The sequence below is a fragment of the Papillibacter cinnamivorans DSM 12816 genome (genome assembly GCF_900176335.1).
Lineage (GTDB): Bacteria > Bacillota > Clostridia > Oscillospirales > Oscillospiraceae > Papillibacter > Papillibacter cinnamivorans.
On record NZ_FWXW01000003.1, the window covers coordinates 151,325 to 167,456 of the forward strand.

Below are 16,132 nucleotides of genomic sequence, written 5' to 3' on the forward strand. Positions count from 1 at the left end.
TTCATTCAGTTCAAGGCTCCGTATTTCAGGGAACGTCTTCCGCGGAGCTACTTTACATCCGCGTAATCGTCATACTCCGAGGGGACAATTTTCCGGGTGAGCACCGCCTTCGTTCTGGAGCAGCAGGCGAAAATTTTCTTTTTATATGCAACCATAAGGCAGATCACCGCCGCCAGCATCAGGCACACTCCAACAATTTTCAATACAAAACCCACCGTGTCTTTCAAACCGAACCTCCTATCCCGCCCGGCGGCCTGCCGCCGAACTTTCCTTTGTGCATCCGCCGCAAGGCGCGGCAGATTTCCTTTTCTATATTTTACACTCTTTTGCAGCTATAATACAATAAAATTTTCATTACGATTCCGTTACGAAACTTTAAAGCGGATGCCGGCCGCTTTAACCGCAGTCCTGAAGCTCCCTGTGCTTTTTACGGTCCCTCTGCGGCGCGCATTTTTCTCTTGTCCTTTGCGATAAAATGGATTACAATGTAAGGACGTACCATGAGGATACCCCCGGGAGCGCCGCTCCACGGGCAGAGGATATTCCGGAGACCCGAAGGGTTTTCCGGAGCGGCCGGCTGCAGGCCGGTACTTGGAATTTGAGAGAAGGGAATGGACAGCATTATGATAAAGCTGCAAACCGATAAGGGTGAAGTACTCATCAGCAGCGACGTTTTTACGAACATTACGGGTGCCGCGGCCACCAACTGCTTCGGCGTCAAGGGCATGGCCTTCCGTTCCATGACGGACGGCCTGGTTCATCTGCTGCGCAGGGAATCCATGGCCAAGGGCGTCCACGTAACATACCACGAGGACAATTCGGTATCCATCGAGCTGCACATTATTATCGACCACGGCGTCAATATCACGGCTCTTTGCCGGTCCATCATCAGCGAAGTGCGGTATATTGTCAACAAAACTACCGGAGTTGAGGTCAAGTCGGTTGACGTCTTTATCGACTCCATGGTCATCGGCTGATCTTGGCAAAGGGGATGATATCACAATGAGAGAAACCATCGACGGGCTGTGGTTCAAGCAGATGATTTTATCTGCCTCAGCCCTTATCAATCTTCACAAACAGGAAATCAACGAACTCAACGTATTCCCGGTTCCCGACGGAGACACCGGCACCAATATGAGTCTTACCATCGGCACCGCTGCGGCGGAACTGCGCAAGCACAACCCGGAAACCGTGGGAAAGGCGGCGGAAATCACCGCCAACGCCCTTCTTCGGGGCGCGCGGGGCAACTCCGGGGTCATATTGTCCCTTCTTTTCCGGGGAGTTGCACGGTCGCTGCGGGATAAGGAGCACATCGGCGGGGCGGAGTTTGCCGCCGCGCTGGGAGAGGGCGTTTCCGCAGCCTACAACGCGGTGATGAAACCCGCCGAGGGCACTATACTGACGGTCTCCCGGATGGTGGCAAAACAGGCCGTGGACGCATCGGAGCGCAACCAGTCCATCGAATTCGTGCTGGAAGAAGCCATTGCCGAAGGAAAGGTCGCTCTGGACAATACGATTCATCAGAATCCCGTTCTGAAAAAGGCGGGGGTTATCGACGCAGGCGGCAAGGGATACCTCATTTTGCTGGAAGGCATGCTCAAGTGCCTTCAGGGGGAGGCAATCCCGGATGCGCCCGTCCAGGAGGAGCCCGCCAAGGAGAGAGCGGACTTCGAGGCATTTGCCACCGAGGATATCAAGTTCGGCTACTGCACCGAATTTATCGTAAGCCGGGAAAACCAGAGAGATCCCAACAAGCTGCGCCTGTTTCTGTGCGATCTGGGAGACAGTTTGGTATTCGTGGACGACGACGAGATCATCAAGGTCCATGTGCACACCAACAATCCCGGCGTCGCGCTGGAGGAGGCGCTGAAATACGGGCCCCTTCTTACCGTCAAGGTAGAAAATATGCGGGAGCAGCACACCGAGATCCTGGAAAACGCCGTTTGCGAGGCCACGCGCAATGTGGCGGAGCCGACGAAGAAATACGGCTTCATCTCGGTCTGCGCCGGAAAAGGAATCCAGGCCGTATTCACCGATCTTGGCGTGGACGGCATCGTGGGCGGCGGACAGACCATGAATCCCGCCACAGAAGATATTCTGCGGGAGATCGACAAGACCCCTTCGGAGATCATCTATATCCTGCCCAACAATAAAAACGTGATCCTGGCGGCGGAGCAGTGCGTTCCCCTTTCGGAAAAAAAGGTGATTGTACTGCACACGGAAAGCGTTCCCCAGGGGGTTGCCGCTATGCTGGCGGTGGATCCGGAACTGGAAGAAGCGGAACTCACTAAAGCCATGACAGAAGCGTATTCCAAGGTATATACCGCCCAGGTCACCTATGCGGCCCGGGATTCGGAATATGACGGATTTTCCATAACCGAGGGAGATTACCTGGCTCTGGCCGGCAATCAGATGTTCGGTACGGACAAGGATCTTACCGCCCTGCTCGCCCGACTGGCAGAAATGATTGCCGGGCGGAATCCCGAGTTCGTCACGGTGTTCTACGGGGAATCCGTGAGTCCGGAGGAGGCCGAAAGGGTTAAGGATTTGTTTTCCGCCGCCTGTCCTTCCGCAGAAACCAGCCTTGTTTACGGGGGACAGCCCGTGTATTACTATATGATCTCGGCCGAATAGGGACTGGATAGATATGAAAAATATCCGGGCGCGGGAATTGATCCCGCGCCCGGGCTTTTCAGCAGGCCTGCGTTTCGCGGCCGTTTGCATTCCGACGCTCCTAGCTGCCGGTTTCCCGCAGCGGGCGCGGGATTAAACCTTCATCTCGCAGGCCAGCAGGTCGCGCAGGGTTTTCGCATGGGCATACTCGTCCTCGGCAAGATTTTGGAACATTTCGCTCATGCACATGTCGTCGGTTTCCTCCGCCGCCTCCAGATAGCTTTTCGCACCCTGGCATTCTTCCGTAAAGCGCATGCGCAGCCCGTCGCAGTATTCCGGCATGGGGGTGCAGACCGCCTGATGGTGCGGGCAGTAGTTCATCCCCGTCATTAAATAATATGTAGCGATGAGCTTCCTGGCATGCCTGCCCTCTTCCGCCGAGATCTCCATCAGGCGCTGGGACGCCCAGCGGCTGGGGGCGCACTGGGCAAACCGGGAATAAAAATGGCAGTCCGACAATTCTCCGAGAATAAAACGCTTCACGGTCTGTACGGATTGTTCCGAACTGCCGTCCATGCATCCGGTGCGCATGGGCATTGGCGTCTTCTCCTCCTGCATCTTCCGGACCGGCATGGGTTTATTATCGGTCTCGTCATCCGTCTCCTCCGCCGCCATCACCCGATGCCATACCCTGGCGCTTTTCAATCTGAGCTCATCATCCATTCCAGCTTCTCCGGGATAGTACCTGTTGTCCAAATTCGTATCCTCCTTCCCTTCTGATACGCCATAGTATGCCGCAGGGAGGCCGATTGCCAGCGGGCTTCAAGGAAAATGAACAAAACATTGCTCTTTGTGCCCTGTTTATGTTAAAATACTGTTTACCGAAGAAGTAAAAACGCGATACAGCTCCGGACTGCGGCGGCATATCGGGCCGGAAGGTAAAAGATCCCCCGGACAGCGCCGGCTAAGCCAAAAAACGGTTCGCGGCGAAGGAAATACAATGTTTCCAACCATTCAAATTATTGCTTACCAAGGAGAATCTCTATGCTTCAAATTGAAAACCTGAGCTTTCAGGTAAACGGGGAGAACGGGGTCACGGATATCCTGAAAAACGTGAGCCTCACCATCCCGGACAATCGCTTTGTGGTGATTACCGGCCCCAACGGGGGCGGAAAGACCACGCTGGCAAAGGCTATCATGGGCCTGGTTCAGCCGGTCACAGGATCCATCCGCTATGACGGCACCGAAATCACCGGTCTGAGCGTCACGGAACGGGCCAGACTGGGAATCAGCTACGGATTTCAGCAGCCGCCGAGGTTCAAGGGACTCCGGGTTCAGGACCTTCTGTCTCTGGCGGCGGGAAAGGCGAGCCTTTCCCAGGACGAATGCTGCCGGTATCTGACCCAGGTGGGGCTGTGCTCCTGCGACTATCTGGACAGGGAGATGGACACCAGCCTTTCCGGCGGGGAGATCAAGCGGATCGAAATCGCCACCATCCTGGCCAGAAATTCCAGTCTCATGATTTTCGACGAGCCGGAGGCCGGCATCGACCTGTGGAGCTTTGCCCGGCTCACGGAAACCTTCAAGGGGATCCGGGACCGGGGCGGCGTCACGCTGCTCATCATTTCCCATCAGGAACGCATCATTCAGCTGGCGGACGAGATCGTCGTTCTTTCCGAAGGGGAGCTCCGGCAGAAGGGGCCGCGGGACGAGATCTTCCCCCTGATCCTGGCCGATACCGTAGCCGGCTGCAGCTATATGGAGGGGGTACACCAGTGAACAAAATCGATCTTAAGCTTCTGATGAAGATCGCCGGAATGGACGGAACCCCCAAGGGCGCGTTCAACATCCGGAAAAACAGCCAGCTGGAGTCCCGCGCTTCCAGCGAAAACATCATCATTACCTCCAAAACGGATCAACCGGGAATCGACATCCACATCAAGCCCGGAACGAAAAAGGAGTCGGTGCATATTCCCGTCCTCATCACCGAAAGCGGAATCGACGAGATGGTCTACAACGATTTCTTCATCGGAGAGGACTGCGACGTGGACATCGTGGCCGGGTGCGGAATCCACAACGACGGGCCGGAATGTTCCCAGCACAACGGGATACACACGTTCTACGTGGGCAAAAATTCCCGTGTCAAGTATTCGGAAAAGCACTACGGAGAGGGTGACGGCGCCGGGGAGCGGATCATGAATCCCCAGACGGTGGTCCATCTGGAGGAAGGAGCCTTCATCGAGCTGGAAACCGTCCAGATCCGGGGAATCGACTCCACCAAGCGGTATACGAAAATCATAGCCGGGAAAGACGCGGAGGCCATCATCACCGAGCGGCTTCTGACCCACGGAAAGCAAAGCGCCGTATCGGAGATGGACGTCATACTGGACGGGGAGGGCGCCAACGCCCGGATCATCTCCCGTTCGGTGGCCCAGGATTCCTCCCAGCAGACCTTTTATCCCCGCATGATCGGCAACAGCAAGTGTTTCGGGCATGTACAGTGCGACTCCATCATCATGGGAGACGCCAAGATCCGTTCCATCCCGGAGATCTCCGCCAACTGCGCGGACGCCCAGCTGGTGCACGAGGCGGCCATCGGCAAAATAGCCGGCGACCAGATCCTGAAGCTGATGACGCTGGGACTCACGGAGCAGGAAGCAGAAGAGAAGATTCTGGACGGCTTCTTAAAATAACGCCGAGAACAGTCAACCCCCGGTAATATTCCGTTGGAATATTACCGGGGGTATTGGTTTTTTCGAGCTATTTCGTCATCCAGAACGTATTGGAGCCCGCAGGGATGAAACCCAGCTTTTTTTGGAGCCGGAAGGAAGCCTCGTTTCCTTCCTTCACCTGTCCGTACGGAATCCCTCCTTCGGCCAGAACGGCGTTGGCAACCGAGGCCTGGAGCGCCGCGGCAATCCCCATCCGGCGACACTCCGGCAGGACCTCCAGAAGCCCGATGGAACCCTCCGCATGGGTACCGGCAAAACCGCAGGGCCTGTCGCCGATAAAAGCGCCGAGTATGGCCCCCTCCCGGATACGGGACCTAAGGTACGGCAGGGGCGCAAGGCTGAAGAGGCTGTAATGGGCCGCCACCCAGTCCGTATATTCCTCGGTGAGAGGACGTATCATCGCAGGGCAGTCCGGGACCTTCAGATTTTCCCGTCCCAGATAAACCACATTGGTACAGACCATGGTCCGCAGGGGACCAAAGCGCGCCTGTACGGGTTCCAGGAAAAAATCCTGATGCACCGTGACGCAGTCGGTTCCCGGAGGCAGAAGGGCAACCAGATTCCGGGCAAAGGCCGGGGAAGAGGCGCTCATCATGTAGACTTCTCCCCGACGCTCAAAAAGGAGTACCCCTTCCCCATCCGCTTCCAGTATATCCGCGCTTTTCCGGCGGAGGCACTGCAGCATGTCGGCATGGAGAAGAAAATCCCCCTCCAGAAAACACCGGGCCCGCTCTTCCGCTTTCACTTTCATTCCTCCCTGTGCGCTCCGTCCGCTTCCCGCAGATGCGGCTGGAGGCGTACGCTTTTACAGTATACCACAGGTTCCGACCTTTTCTCACGAAACATTTCAGTCTTTTCGGCAGCCCGCCGTCCTTCTTTCCCCGACATACAGGAAAATATTTTGGCCCCCGCAGCACACGGCTGCGGGGGCCCACGAAACGATATATCTATTTTATATGTGAACCGCAGGGCAAAGGCTGCATGGAGGGTGCATACAGCAGCCTGCGGAATACCATTTTCCATCGTCCGCCGTATTCATTTTGAAAAGGGGCCCTCATGATTTTCGGCCTTCCCTTTGACAGTTTTCATTCTATCAGGAGGGAAGGCCGAATGTGTTACATTTTTGTGAGCAACTTCTTAATATTTCATTACAAATTATTATGAAGTATGAAACGGGCCCTCAGGCCCGGGAAGCTCCACGGTGAACTCCGTCTGTTTCCCGTTGCTGCTGGCCATGATCTTTCCATGATGAAGATCCACGATTTCCTTTGCTATGGCAAGGCCCAGGCCTGCTCCGCCCGTTCCGGAGCGGCGGGCCTCATCCAAGCGGAAAAACTTTTGAAAGATGCTGCTGAGCTTATGTTCCGGGATCTGCAGACCCTGGTTCCGGACGGAAACCCGCACCCGGTTTTCCTGCTTTTCCCCCCGGATGACGATTTCGGAGCGGGGATCGCTGTAACTGATGGCGTTCCTCAGGAGATTGTCGAATACCCGGGCCAGCTTGTCGGCATCCCCTATCACCACGAGACCGGGCGGAATCTGAAGGGAACAGGAGAGTTCCTTCTGCTGGAACATGGGGATAAACTCATCCGCAATCTGCTCCAACAGAAAAGACAGGTCCACACGTTTTTTCTCAACGGAGATGTTTTGAAGATTATACCTCGTGATCTCAAAAAACTCGTTGATGAGATCCTCCAGGCGCTCGGCCTTGTCCAGGCAGATAGCCAGATACTTATCCCGGGTCTCCTCTGTGAGTTCTCCCTTTTCCGACAGAAGGGTCAGGTACCCGATCACCGAGGTGAGGGGGGTCTTCAGATCGTGGGCAAGGTATACCATCAGGTCGTTTTTCCGCTGCTCGCTTTCCGCCGCCTCCTGCTGCCGCCTTTTGAGAGTTGTTTTGATCTCGTTGAGCTTGTCCTCCATGGGCTGAAGCTCTTCCGGCAAAGTAATGGGTTCTTCCGTCTCCTCCACAACCTTGTCCACTCCGTCGCTGATCTGGTTCAAATAGGTTGTAAACCGGCCCATGGCGATATAAAAGAATACGAGAATCAAAAGGATCATGCCGCCCAGCACCAGGTCGGTCTTGTTGTCCCGGATCATCACCTGGTAAGCGGCCAGAGCCTGATCATTCGTCATGCGGAGCACCTGCCGGCAAAAAACCACAAAGGCATTGGCAAAGGGCGCCTGCAGGACGCCGTCTATCACATAGTTGAGGATAAAGCTCCCCACCAAGCTGGCCGCAATGATGGCCATCACCGCGAGAAACAGCATCTTTAGCTTCAGTCGCGTAAAGTTATTCAATCTTATACCCCACTCCCCATACCGTCTTGATGAATCTGGGATTCCGGGAGGGTTCCCCCATCTTTTCCCGAAGTCTTCGGATGTGCACCATCACGGTGTTGTTCCGGTCCAGGTATTTTTCACCCCAGACCCGCTCGAACAGCTGCTCGGAGCTGATGACCTGGCCGCGGTTGGAGCAGAGCAGCCACAGGATGGAAAACTCTATGGGGGTAAGGGACAAAGGCTCGTCAAAAAGTGTGCACTCGTGAGTATTGCGGTTGATCACCAGCCCGTCGAAGTCGATGACGCTCCCGCCCGTTTTTTCGTTCTCGTTATAGCGGGTATACCTGCGCAGCTGGGCCTTGACTCTCGCCACCATCTCCAGGGGATTGAAGGGCTTGGTGATATAGTCGTCCGCCCCGATGGTAAGGCCGGTGATTTTGTCGGTGGCCTCCACCTTGGCCGTGAGCATAATCACCGGGAAATTATACTCTTTTCGAATCTCCGCGCAAAGGGCAAAGCCGTTCATCTCCGGCAGCATCACGTCCAGGATGGCAAGATCCAGGGGTGTGGTCCTGACGCACTGAAGAGCCTCCCGCGCGGTATAAAATTTATGGACGGTGTAGCCTTCGCTGAGAAGATATACCTCCACCAGGTCGGCAATCTCCGGTTCGTCATCCACAATCAGCACCGAAAAACCCATGACTTCGTCCTCCGTCTTTTGTTTCCGGCCCCGGCGCTCTTTCGCCGTACCCGGCGGGCGCCGCATAACCGCTTTCTATTATAATGCGCAATGAGTAAAGTCGCAAGTTCTGATAGCCAGGGCTTTCGGAATCACGATGCCGACATCCCCCCCGAAGCGCAGGAAAAAGGCCAAATAAAAAAGAGGCGGCCTCAAAACAGTATTTTGAGGCCGCCCCGCACAACATTATTCAGAAGGTTTTCAGTACTGCTCCCGGGCCACATACGTCGTGTGTAGGACGTGATGGGCCTTGTGGCTTCCCGGCTTTTCCAGATAATCCTCGTAGAGCTTTTTCACGGTCTCGTTCTCGTGGCTTTTACGGAGGTTCATAGCGGCGTCCTCGCTGTACAGGGCGCCGGCCCGGAGGGCGCGGATATCCACGGAACCGCGGACATTAGCGGGCTGAATCGGCTGCCCGCCGCCGTTTACGCAGCCGCCGGGGCAGGCCATGATTTCCACAAATTCATACTGCTTTTCGCCGCTCTTGATGCTGTCCAGCAGTTTTTTAGCGTTGGATATACCCGATGCCACAGCCACGCGAACCTTGGTGCCGTTCAGATCGTATACCGCTTCCTTGACGCCGGCAGTGCCTCTTACATCTTCCAGATCCAGCTGGACCAGCGGTTTTCCCGTTACAATTTCCGCGACCGTGCGCAGAGCCGCCTCCATGACGCCGCCGGTGGCACCAAAGATGTGGGCGGCGCCGGACGCCTCGCCGAAGGCGGGGTCAAACTGCTCATCGGGCAGATCGACAAAGCGGATGCCCGCTTTTTTGATCATCCGTCCCAGCTCACGGGTGGTAAGGGAGACATCCACATCGGGATAGCCGGAGGCACTTTCGTCGGCACGGCCGATTTCAAATTTCTTGGCGGTGCAGGGCATGATGCTAACAACAAAGATATCCTTGGGATCGATTCCCTGCTTTTCGGCGTAGTAGGTCTTCATGAGAGCACCGTACATCTGCTGGGGCGATTTACAGGAGGAGATGTTGGGAATGAACTCCGGATAGTAGTATTCGCAGAACTTGATCCACCCGGGGCTGCAGGAGGTGATGAGGGGAAGATTCTTGCCTTCCGCAAGACGGCCTAAAAGCTCGGTTCCCTCTTCCATAATGGTGACGTCCGCCGCGGTATCCACGTCAAACACTTTGGCAAAGCCCAATCTGCGAAGAGCCGCGACCATGCGTCCTTCCACATTGGTCCCGATGGGAAGTCCGAACTCCTCGCCAAGGCCCGCGCGGACGGAAGGCGCGGTGGCTACCACCACATGCTTGGTGGGATCTGCCAGAGCGGCCCATACCTTGCCGGTATCATCCTTTTCGGTGAGGGCGCCGGTGGGGCAGACGTTGATGCACTGGCCGCAGGAGATGCAGGGCACCTCACTGAGAGGCAGATCAAAGGCGCTGCCGATATGGGTCTTGTATCCGCGGTTATTGGTCCCGATGACGCCCACGTACTGCAGGCGGGAGCAGGCGGCCACGCAGCGGCGGCAAAGGATGCACTTGGAATTGTCCCGGACCAGGTGGGGAGCGGAAGCCTCGATGTCCGGGGTGTCGTTCCCTTCAAACTCGAAGCGCACCTCCTCCATGCCCAGATCTTTTGCCAGTTTCTGCAGCTCGCAGTCCTGGCTGCGAACACAGTTGAGGCAGTCTTTCCGGTGGTTGGCCAGAATCAGCTCCAACGTCATCTTCCGGGCTTTCTGGACCTCCGGGGTATTGGTCCACACCTCCATGCCTTCGGAAACCGGGTACACGCAGGAGGCCACCAAAGTTTTCGCGCCCTTGACCTCCACCACGCAGATGCGGCAGGAACCGATGGCGTTGAGTCCCTTCAAATAACAAAGGGAGGGGATGTCGATACCGCAGTATTTCGCGGCTTCGATAATGGTCGAACCGGCGGGCACTTCCACGCCGAGTCCGTTGATCTTCATTTTCACAGTGCTGTTTTCCATGTTCCTCTCTCCTTTCCTCACTTCTTCGAGATAGCCTTGAATTTGCACTTGGACGCGCAGACGCCGCATTTGATGCATTTGCTCTTATCAATAACGTGCGGCTTCTTGAGTTCTCCCGTAATGGCGCCCACCGGGCAGTTTCTGGCACAGAGCGTGCATCCGGTGCACTTATTCGGATCTATCTCGTAGGTGAGGAGGCTCTTGCACACTCCGGCGGGGCATCTCTTGTCCCGCACATGGGCCACATACTCGTCCCGGAAATACCGGAGGGTGGACAGCACCGGGTTGGGCGCCGTCTGTCCCAGGCCGCACAGAGCCGTATTCTTAATGTGCACGCACAGTTCTTCCAGCCGGTCCAGGTCCTCCATCTCGCCGTTTCCGGAGGTGATCTTCTCCAGGATGTCCAGGAGCTTCCGGATGCCGAGGCGGCAGGGGGCGCACTTTCCGCAGGACTCGTCTACGGTAAACTGGAGGAAGAACTTGGCGATATCCACCATGCAGGTGTCCTCATCCATGACGATGAGGCCGCCGGAGCCCATCATAGAGCCGATGGCGATGAGGTTGTCGTAGTCTATGGGGGTGTCGAAGTGCTGGGCGGGGATGCAGCCGCCGGAGGGTCCGCCGGTCTGGGCCGCCTTGAACTTCTTTCCATTGGGAACGCCGCCGCCGATATCCTCCACGATCTCCCGGAGGGTTGTGCCCATGGGGATCTCCACAAGGCCGGTGTTGGTGATCTTGCCGCCCAGGGCGAACACCTTGGTGCCCTTGGACTTTTCCGTGCCGATGGCGGAGAACCACTCGGGACCGTTGAGGATGATCTGGGCCACGTTTGCAAAGGTCTCCACGTTATTGAGGATGGTGGGCTTTCCGAACAGGCCTTTCACCGCGGGGAAGGGAGGACGGGATCTGGGTTCGCCCCGGTGACCTTCGATGGAGGTCATGAGAGCGGTCTCCTCGCCGCAGACAAAAGCTCCGGCGCCCAGGCGGATGTTCAGGTCAAAGTTGAAGCCGGTTCCGAAGATGTCCTTGCCCAGCAGGCCGTATTCCTTGGCCTGTTTGATGGCCGTGTTCAGGCGCTTGACGGCGATGGGGTATTCGGCGCGGACGTAGATGTAGCCTTCATCCGATCCGATGGCGTAACCGGCGATGATCATGGCCTCGATGACTGCATGGGGATCTCCCTCCAGAACGGAACGGTCCATAAAAGCGCCGGGGTCGCCTTCATCGGCATTGCAGCAGACGTATTTCTTCGGTCCTGGGGAAGCGGCCGCAAATTTCCACTTCATGCCGGTGGGGAAGCCCGCGCCTCCGCGGCCGCGGAGGCCGGAGCGCAGAACCACGTCGATGACGTCCGCCGGCTTCATTTCGGTTAGCGCCTTGCCCAGAGCGCGATAGCCGTCCATGGCTATGTACTCTTCAATGTTCTCGGGGTCGATGACACCGCAGTTGCGAAGAGCGATGCGCATCTGCTTTTTGTAGAAGGGCGTATCGTTGAGGGACTTGGTAACGTCCCCCTCCACGATTTCCTTGTACAGAAGCCTCTTGACAATCCGGCCCTTGTACAGGTGCTCCTCCACGATCTCGGGGACGTCCGTCACCTTGACATGGCTGTAAAACACGCCTTCGGGATAGATTATCATATTGGGGCCTTCCTCGCAGAGGCCGAAGCAGCCCGTCCGGACCACCTTGACCTCCTTGTCCAGTCCCTTTGCCTTGATTTCCGTTTCCAGGCTCTTAATCAGATTTTCGCTCCCGCCTGCAGTACAGCCGGTGCCGCCGCAAACCAGGACATGCGATCTGGCAAGTTCCATCACTCATACCCTCCCTTATTTCTCAGCGGCGCCGATGGTATACTCGTATACAATCTTGCCGTTTACGATATGTTCATTCACTATGCGCCTGGCCTTTTCATCGGTGAGCTTTACATAGGTGGTTTTGCTGCCGTCGGGCATAAACACCTCGGCCATGGGCTCAAGCCTGCACATGCCGATGCATCCTACCTGGGACACCATCACGTGCTTGAGCTGGCGCTTGTTCACCTCATCCACAAAAGCATTCATCACCGGCCGGGCTCCGGCGGCGATTCCGCAGGTGGCCATGCCTACCACGATCTTGATCTTGTCCGTATCCCTGTTTTCCTCGCGCAGATTCATGGTCTGCGCCATTTTATCCCGAATGGCAGCCAGTTCGGCTAAGGACTTCATATATCAGCACCTCCGTATAAATCATTCATTTTTTCGCGGATATATTCCCGGGTCCAGGTCAATACCTCCGGAGTGTTCAGAGGAACGCCCCCCAGCAGTTCCCGCATGCTCCGGGTGTCTATCTCAAATCCTCTCCCGTCATGCCGCATCTGCAGCGAAAAGTCAACTCCAGGACTGCCACCGATGAGAATGGCCATGGTCTCTTCCAGTTTTCCCATGGGCTGGCGGTCGATGTGGCGGAGACGAAGCCTCGCGGTCACGGTCGTTCCTTCCCCCAGGACCGAACGAATTTCAAAATCGCCGCCGGCCGCTTCCGCAGCGTGTTTGAACAGCGGAATCCCCAGACCGACCTTTCTCGTGGTTCTTGAGGTGACGAAAGGATCGGTCACCTTTTTCACGAGCTCCTCGCTCATTCCCTTTCCGTCGTCCGTGATTTCAATGGTTATCCAGTCGGTTTTTGTATCGGAATCGACGAGAATGGAAATGTTTTTGGCGCCGGCCGTCACGGAATTCTGAGCAATGTCCAGAATGTGGAGCGACAATTCTCTCATGGGAGCCTCAGTATTTCGCCAGAATTTTTTCCACGTCGTCCACGGTGAGCTTGGCGTAAACGTCTTCGTTCACCATGCAGACGGGAGACAGGCCGCAGGCGCCGATGCAGCGGGTGGCGTCCAGGGAAAACTTCCCGTCGGACGTGCACTCACCGATATCGATCCCCAGGGCTTCCTTGAATTTTTCCAGAATAGGTCCCGAGCCTCTCACATAGCAGGCGGTGCCCAGGCAGACGTTGATGGAGTACTTTCCCTTGGGGTACAAGGAAAACTGGGTGTAAAAGGTCACTACCCCGTACACCTCTTCCAGCGAAATCTTCATTTCCTCCGCGACCATCTTCTGAACCTCAATGGGAAGATAGCCATAAATCTGCTGCGCTTCCTGCAGGATCGGCATCAGGGCTCCGGGAACGTCCTTATAGTCCTGGAACACCTTTTTCAGCCGTTCTTCCTGCTCCTTTGTCCCGTGGAAGGGAACCGATGGTTGTTTGGTCATACCACTGCCTCCTCAAATTTCAAATATCTGAACTGTGAACAGGTTTCTTCATGTTTTCTGTCGCGGAATCCGGGCCTGCCGGAATCCTATTCGCGGCGCTTCACCTCGTTTAGCCGGTGGATAACCGCTTCCGGGGAAAATTCCGGGACGAGAAGCTTATTTCCCAAAACGGAGATATCCGTAAGACGGTGCGCATCGGAATTGCGCAGCACCAGAAACCGCCCGACGGCCGGAAAGCGGCGCTCAAGATCTTCCAGAGACGCGATTTTGGATATTTCAACGGCGGTAAATCCGGAGGAATCCGGGATATCACCGAGGTTAGCCAGCATGCTGAAAGAGGGCCTGTCGATATGGGCGGGAAACGCGGCGCCCTGAAAGACTTTTACCGCGGCCGAAACGGCGTCGACGCTCAGGCGGGTGGCCGTCAGCAGCAGCCTGTCTTCCTCCCCCAGAACAAGGTCGTTCCGGTCCATGAGGATCTGACGGCCGAAGATTTCGGGGCGGTTCTTCACCGGCGGAGACAGGAGTGCAATCTCCTTTTCAAAGGCGACGGCTTTTTTAGGATCGGGGAAAAGGCAGACCACGTGCACTTCCTCGGCGGTCTCCAGTTCCATGCCCGGCAGAACCATCAGGCCCTGTTCCAGGCCAACCTCGTATGCCGCCACCGCATTTTTCACCGTATTGTGATCCGTTACGGCGATGAGATCCAGCTTTAGAAGCCGGGCCAGACCCACGATGTTATTCGGCGTCATATCGTCGTCGGCGCAGGGAGAAAGGCAGGAGTGAATGTGCAGGTCGTAGGTCAGTTCCATTGCGCCATCGCATCCTTAAGATTACAGGCAATTTCATAGGAGGTCCCCTGCCCGGACAATATCACCACTTCCTGCGCCCCCGCTTTTTCAACGAGAGCGGGGTCCGCCTCGATCCCCTCCGGAATGAGGACGCAGGCGGCATCGGTGAGAGCCGCAACGGCGGCTACGTTCAGGTTGTTCTGCACCGTAATCCACATGTCTCCGGAGCGGCACCTTCCCATGGCCCAGCTTAAAAGGTCGCATATGTAGCAACCCGTGATCTCTCGCCGGGCGGCCGCTTCCGGAGAAGAGAGCACCCTGTGCCCGGCAGCCTTAGCATACTCCAAAACCGTCATGGCTCTCCTCCCGGGTTCTGTGCCGTTTCATCCGTCGGCAGATTCTTCCGGCGGCTTTTATCGTCTGATCGGAAGGGCGGCGGCAGGTAATCCTGCAGGTAATTCATCTGAACGAGCAGACTGTTCAGCTTCTCCCGCATCTTGAACACGCAGTCCCCCTCTTCCGCCACGCCACGTACGATGTCTTCGGCCAGCGCCCGGCAGGAGGGAGCGCCGCAGGAGCCGCAGTCCAGCCCCGGCAGGGATTCGGTGATTTCATCAATCCGTTTCAGCTTGGCGATGGCCTTTTCCATATCCTCGTCCAGTTTCATAATAGGGGTATATTCCAGAGGAAGCGCCCAGTCCAGGTCAAATTCACCGCCGGCCGCTTCTTCCGTGTCGGTATCCCGCTGTCTCAGGTTTTTCTCCATGGACTGGAGCCGAGCGCGGGCGATATAGGGATTTTCCACCGTCAGGCAGCCGCCGAGACAGCCAGGCTCGCAGGCGTTGAGTTCTATGAATTCCACCGTTTTAAGCTTCCCGTTTTCGATGTCCTCCAGAATCTCAATGCAGTTGTCAATCCCGTCCACCGCGATAAACAGATCCCGTTCGGCCGCCTTTCCCTCGCCTCCGGAGATGGCCCAGCCGATTCCCATGAAACTGGCCTTCGCCAGTATTTCCGGCTCCTGGATATCCTTTATGACCGGCAGCAGCCGGCGGTAAACTTCGGCCATGGAGAAGGTCCCGTCGATGATGGCCTCCTTGTAGCCGATGGGAACCTTGGCAGCGGTAATCTTGGCCGGACAGGGGGAGATAAAGAAGATCCCGATCTCCTCGCTTTTCAGGCCGGTCTTTTCTTCCGCGATGCTTCGGGCCACCTTCGCCGCCAGATCCACGGGCGCCATGATAGGCAGAACGTTGTCAATGAGATCGGGGAAGCGGATTTTTATCAGCTTGATCACCGCCGGACAGGCGGAGCTGATCACCGGGCGCTTGGGCACCGTGTTTTCCAGAAACAGCTTCCTGGTATGCCGGCTCACCGTCTGAGCGGCCAGGGCCACCTCAAACACGTCGTTAAATCCGATTTTCTTCAGCCCCGTGAGAATCTTGTTGATATCGGGCTTGTGAAACTGGGCGTAAAAGGACGGAGCGGGAAGCGCCACGGTATATTTGTACTGCCCCAGCATATCCAGGGAATCATACCGCGCCTTTTTGGCATGCTGGGGGCAGACGCGGATACACTGGCCGCAGTCGATGCACCGTTCGCTGATAATGGCGGCCTTCCCGTTTCTCACCCGGATGGCCTCCGTGGCACAGTGCTTCATGCAGTTGGTGCAGCCTTTGCACTTATCCTCTTCCAGCACGACGCTGTGAAACGAATCAGGCATACTACCCTCCCTTTCCCGAGCAGGGGTATCCGACTTTCATCCAAAAACCG

17 protein-coding genes are annotated in these 16,132 nt (G+C 56.5%); 4 read left to right on the forward strand and 13 right to left on the reverse strand.

The window, feature by feature from the left end; translation table 11 throughout:
* Window positions 1-47: 47 nt before the first annotated feature.
* The gene (locus B9A13_RS05585; RefSeq protein WP_084234070.1) at window positions 48-227 is read right to left on the reverse strand and encodes a hypothetical protein; all 180 of its coding nucleotides are present in this window, start codon (window positions 225-227) and stop codon (window positions 48-50) included.
* Window positions 228-626: 399 nt separating this feature from the next.
* Between B9A13_RS05585 and B9A13_RS05595 the strand changes: the two genes are divergently transcribed.
* The gene (locus tag B9A13_RS05595) at window positions 627-977 is read left to right on the forward strand and encodes an Asp23/Gls24 family envelope stress response protein (RefSeq protein ID WP_084234380.1); all 351 of its coding nucleotides are present in this window, start codon (window positions 627-629) and stop codon (window positions 975-977) included.
* A 25-nt stretch (window positions 978-1,002) separates the two neighbouring features.
* On the forward strand, window positions 1,003-2,634 hold the full coding sequence (locus B9A13_RS05600; protein ID WP_084234072.1) for a DAK2 domain-containing protein: 1,632 nt from the start codon (window positions 1,003-1,005) through the stop codon (window positions 2,632-2,634).
* Window positions 2,635-2,766: 132 nt separating this feature from the next.
* On the opposite strand, the gene B9A13_RS05605 is transcribed toward B9A13_RS05600, so the two are convergent.
* On the reverse strand, window positions 2,767-3,369 hold the full coding sequence (locus tag B9A13_RS05605; RefSeq protein WP_084234073.1) for a ferritin family protein: 603 nt from the start codon (window positions 3,367-3,369) through the stop codon (window positions 2,767-2,769).
* 288 nt (window positions 3,370-3,657) lie between these two features.
* On the opposite strand from B9A13_RS05605, the gene B9A13_RS05610 reads away from it, so the two are divergent.
* Together B9A13_RS05610 and B9A13_RS05615 are read left to right on the forward strand one after the other, a co-directional pair.
* On the forward strand, window positions 3,658-4,392 hold the full coding sequence (locus tag B9A13_RS05610; RefSeq protein WP_084234074.1) for an ABC transporter ATP-binding protein: 735 nt from the start codon (window positions 3,658-3,660) through the stop codon (window positions 4,390-4,392).
* A gap of 23 nt (window positions 4,393-4,415) precedes the next feature.
* The gene (locus B9A13_RS05615; protein WP_341456021.1) at window positions 4,416-5,306 is read left to right on the forward strand and encodes a SufB/SufD family protein; all 891 of its coding nucleotides are present in this window, start codon (window positions 4,416-4,418) and stop codon (window positions 5,304-5,306) included.
* Between the two features lie 67 nt (window positions 5,307-5,373).
* Here B9A13_RS05615 and B9A13_RS05620 read toward each other — a convergent pair whose 3' ends face one another.
* The 11 genes from B9A13_RS05620 to B9A13_RS05670 all read right to left on the reverse strand — a co-directional run bounded on the left by B9A13_RS05620 (window position 5,374) and on the right by B9A13_RS05670 (window position 16,082).
* Window positions 5,374-6,090 (reverse strand): GNAT family N-acetyltransferase, encoded by a 717-nt coding sequence (locus tag B9A13_RS05620; protein ID WP_159448038.1) that lies wholly within the window; start codon window positions 6,088-6,090, stop codon window positions 5,374-5,376.
* Window positions 6,091-6,503: 413 nt separating this feature from the next.
* A complete protein-coding gene (locus B9A13_RS05625; protein WP_242942793.1) occupies window positions 6,504-7,646 on the reverse strand; it encodes a sensor histidine kinase in 1,143 nt (380 codons plus the stop codon).
* Window positions 7,639-8,328 carry a VanR-ABDEGLN family response regulator transcription factor gene (vanR, locus tag B9A13_RS05630; protein WP_084234381.1) on the reverse strand — a complete coding sequence of 230 codons (690 nt, stop codon included), beginning with the start codon at window positions 8,326-8,328 and terminating at the stop codon, window positions 7,639-7,641. Before vanR ends, B9A13_RS05625 begins: the two co-directional genes overlap by 8 nt.
* Before the next feature lie 240 nt (window positions 8,329-8,568).
* Window positions 8,569-10,317, reverse strand: a complete 1,749-nt coding sequence (locus B9A13_RS05635) for an NADH-dependent [FeFe] hydrogenase, group A6 (protein ID WP_084234078.1) — start codon at window positions 10,315-10,317, stop codon at window positions 8,569-8,571.
* Window positions 10,318-10,334: 17 nt separating this feature from the next.
* On the reverse strand, window positions 10,335-12,128 hold the full coding sequence (locus B9A13_RS05640) for an NADH-ubiquinone oxidoreductase-F iron-sulfur binding region domain-containing protein (RefSeq protein ID WP_084234079.1): 1,794 nt from the start codon (window positions 12,126-12,128) through the stop codon (window positions 10,335-10,337).
* A 15-nt stretch (window positions 12,129-12,143) separates the two neighbouring features.
* Window positions 12,144-12,521, reverse strand: a complete 378-nt coding sequence (locus tag B9A13_RS05645) for a (2Fe-2S) ferredoxin domain-containing protein (protein ID WP_084234080.1) — start codon at window positions 12,519-12,521, stop codon at window positions 12,144-12,146.
* The gene (locus tag B9A13_RS05650; protein ID WP_084234081.1) at window positions 12,518-13,072 is read right to left on the reverse strand and encodes an ATP-binding protein; all 555 of its coding nucleotides are present in this window, start codon (window positions 13,070-13,072) and stop codon (window positions 12,518-12,520) included. Before B9A13_RS05650 ends, B9A13_RS05645 begins: the two co-directional genes overlap by 4 nt.
* Window positions 13,073-13,079: 7 nt before the next feature.
* Window positions 13,080-13,568, reverse strand: coding sequence for an NADH-quinone oxidoreductase subunit NuoE family protein (locus B9A13_RS05655; protein WP_084234082.1), 489 nt, complete (start codon window positions 13,566-13,568; stop codon window positions 13,080-13,082).
* Window positions 13,569-13,654: 86 nt separating this feature from the next.
* Window positions 13,655-14,380 carry a PHP domain-containing protein gene (locus B9A13_RS05660; RefSeq protein ID WP_084234083.1) on the reverse strand — a complete coding sequence of 242 codons (726 nt, stop codon included), beginning with the start codon at window positions 14,378-14,380 and terminating at the stop codon, window positions 13,655-13,657.
* Window positions 14,371-14,715 carry a hypothetical protein gene (locus tag B9A13_RS05665; RefSeq protein ID WP_084234084.1) on the reverse strand — a complete coding sequence of 115 codons (345 nt, stop codon included), beginning with the start codon at window positions 14,713-14,715 and terminating at the stop codon, window positions 14,371-14,373. Before B9A13_RS05665 ends, B9A13_RS05660 begins: the two co-directional genes overlap by 10 nt.
* Complete coding sequence (locus tag B9A13_RS05670) at window positions 14,712-16,082, reverse strand: [Fe-Fe] hydrogenase large subunit C-terminal domain-containing protein (protein WP_084234085.1); 1,371 nt, start codon at window positions 16,080-16,082, stop codon at window positions 14,712-14,714. The genes B9A13_RS05665 and B9A13_RS05670 overlap by 4 nt, the downstream gene beginning before the upstream one ends.
* Window positions 16,083-16,132 lie beyond the last annotated feature (50 nt).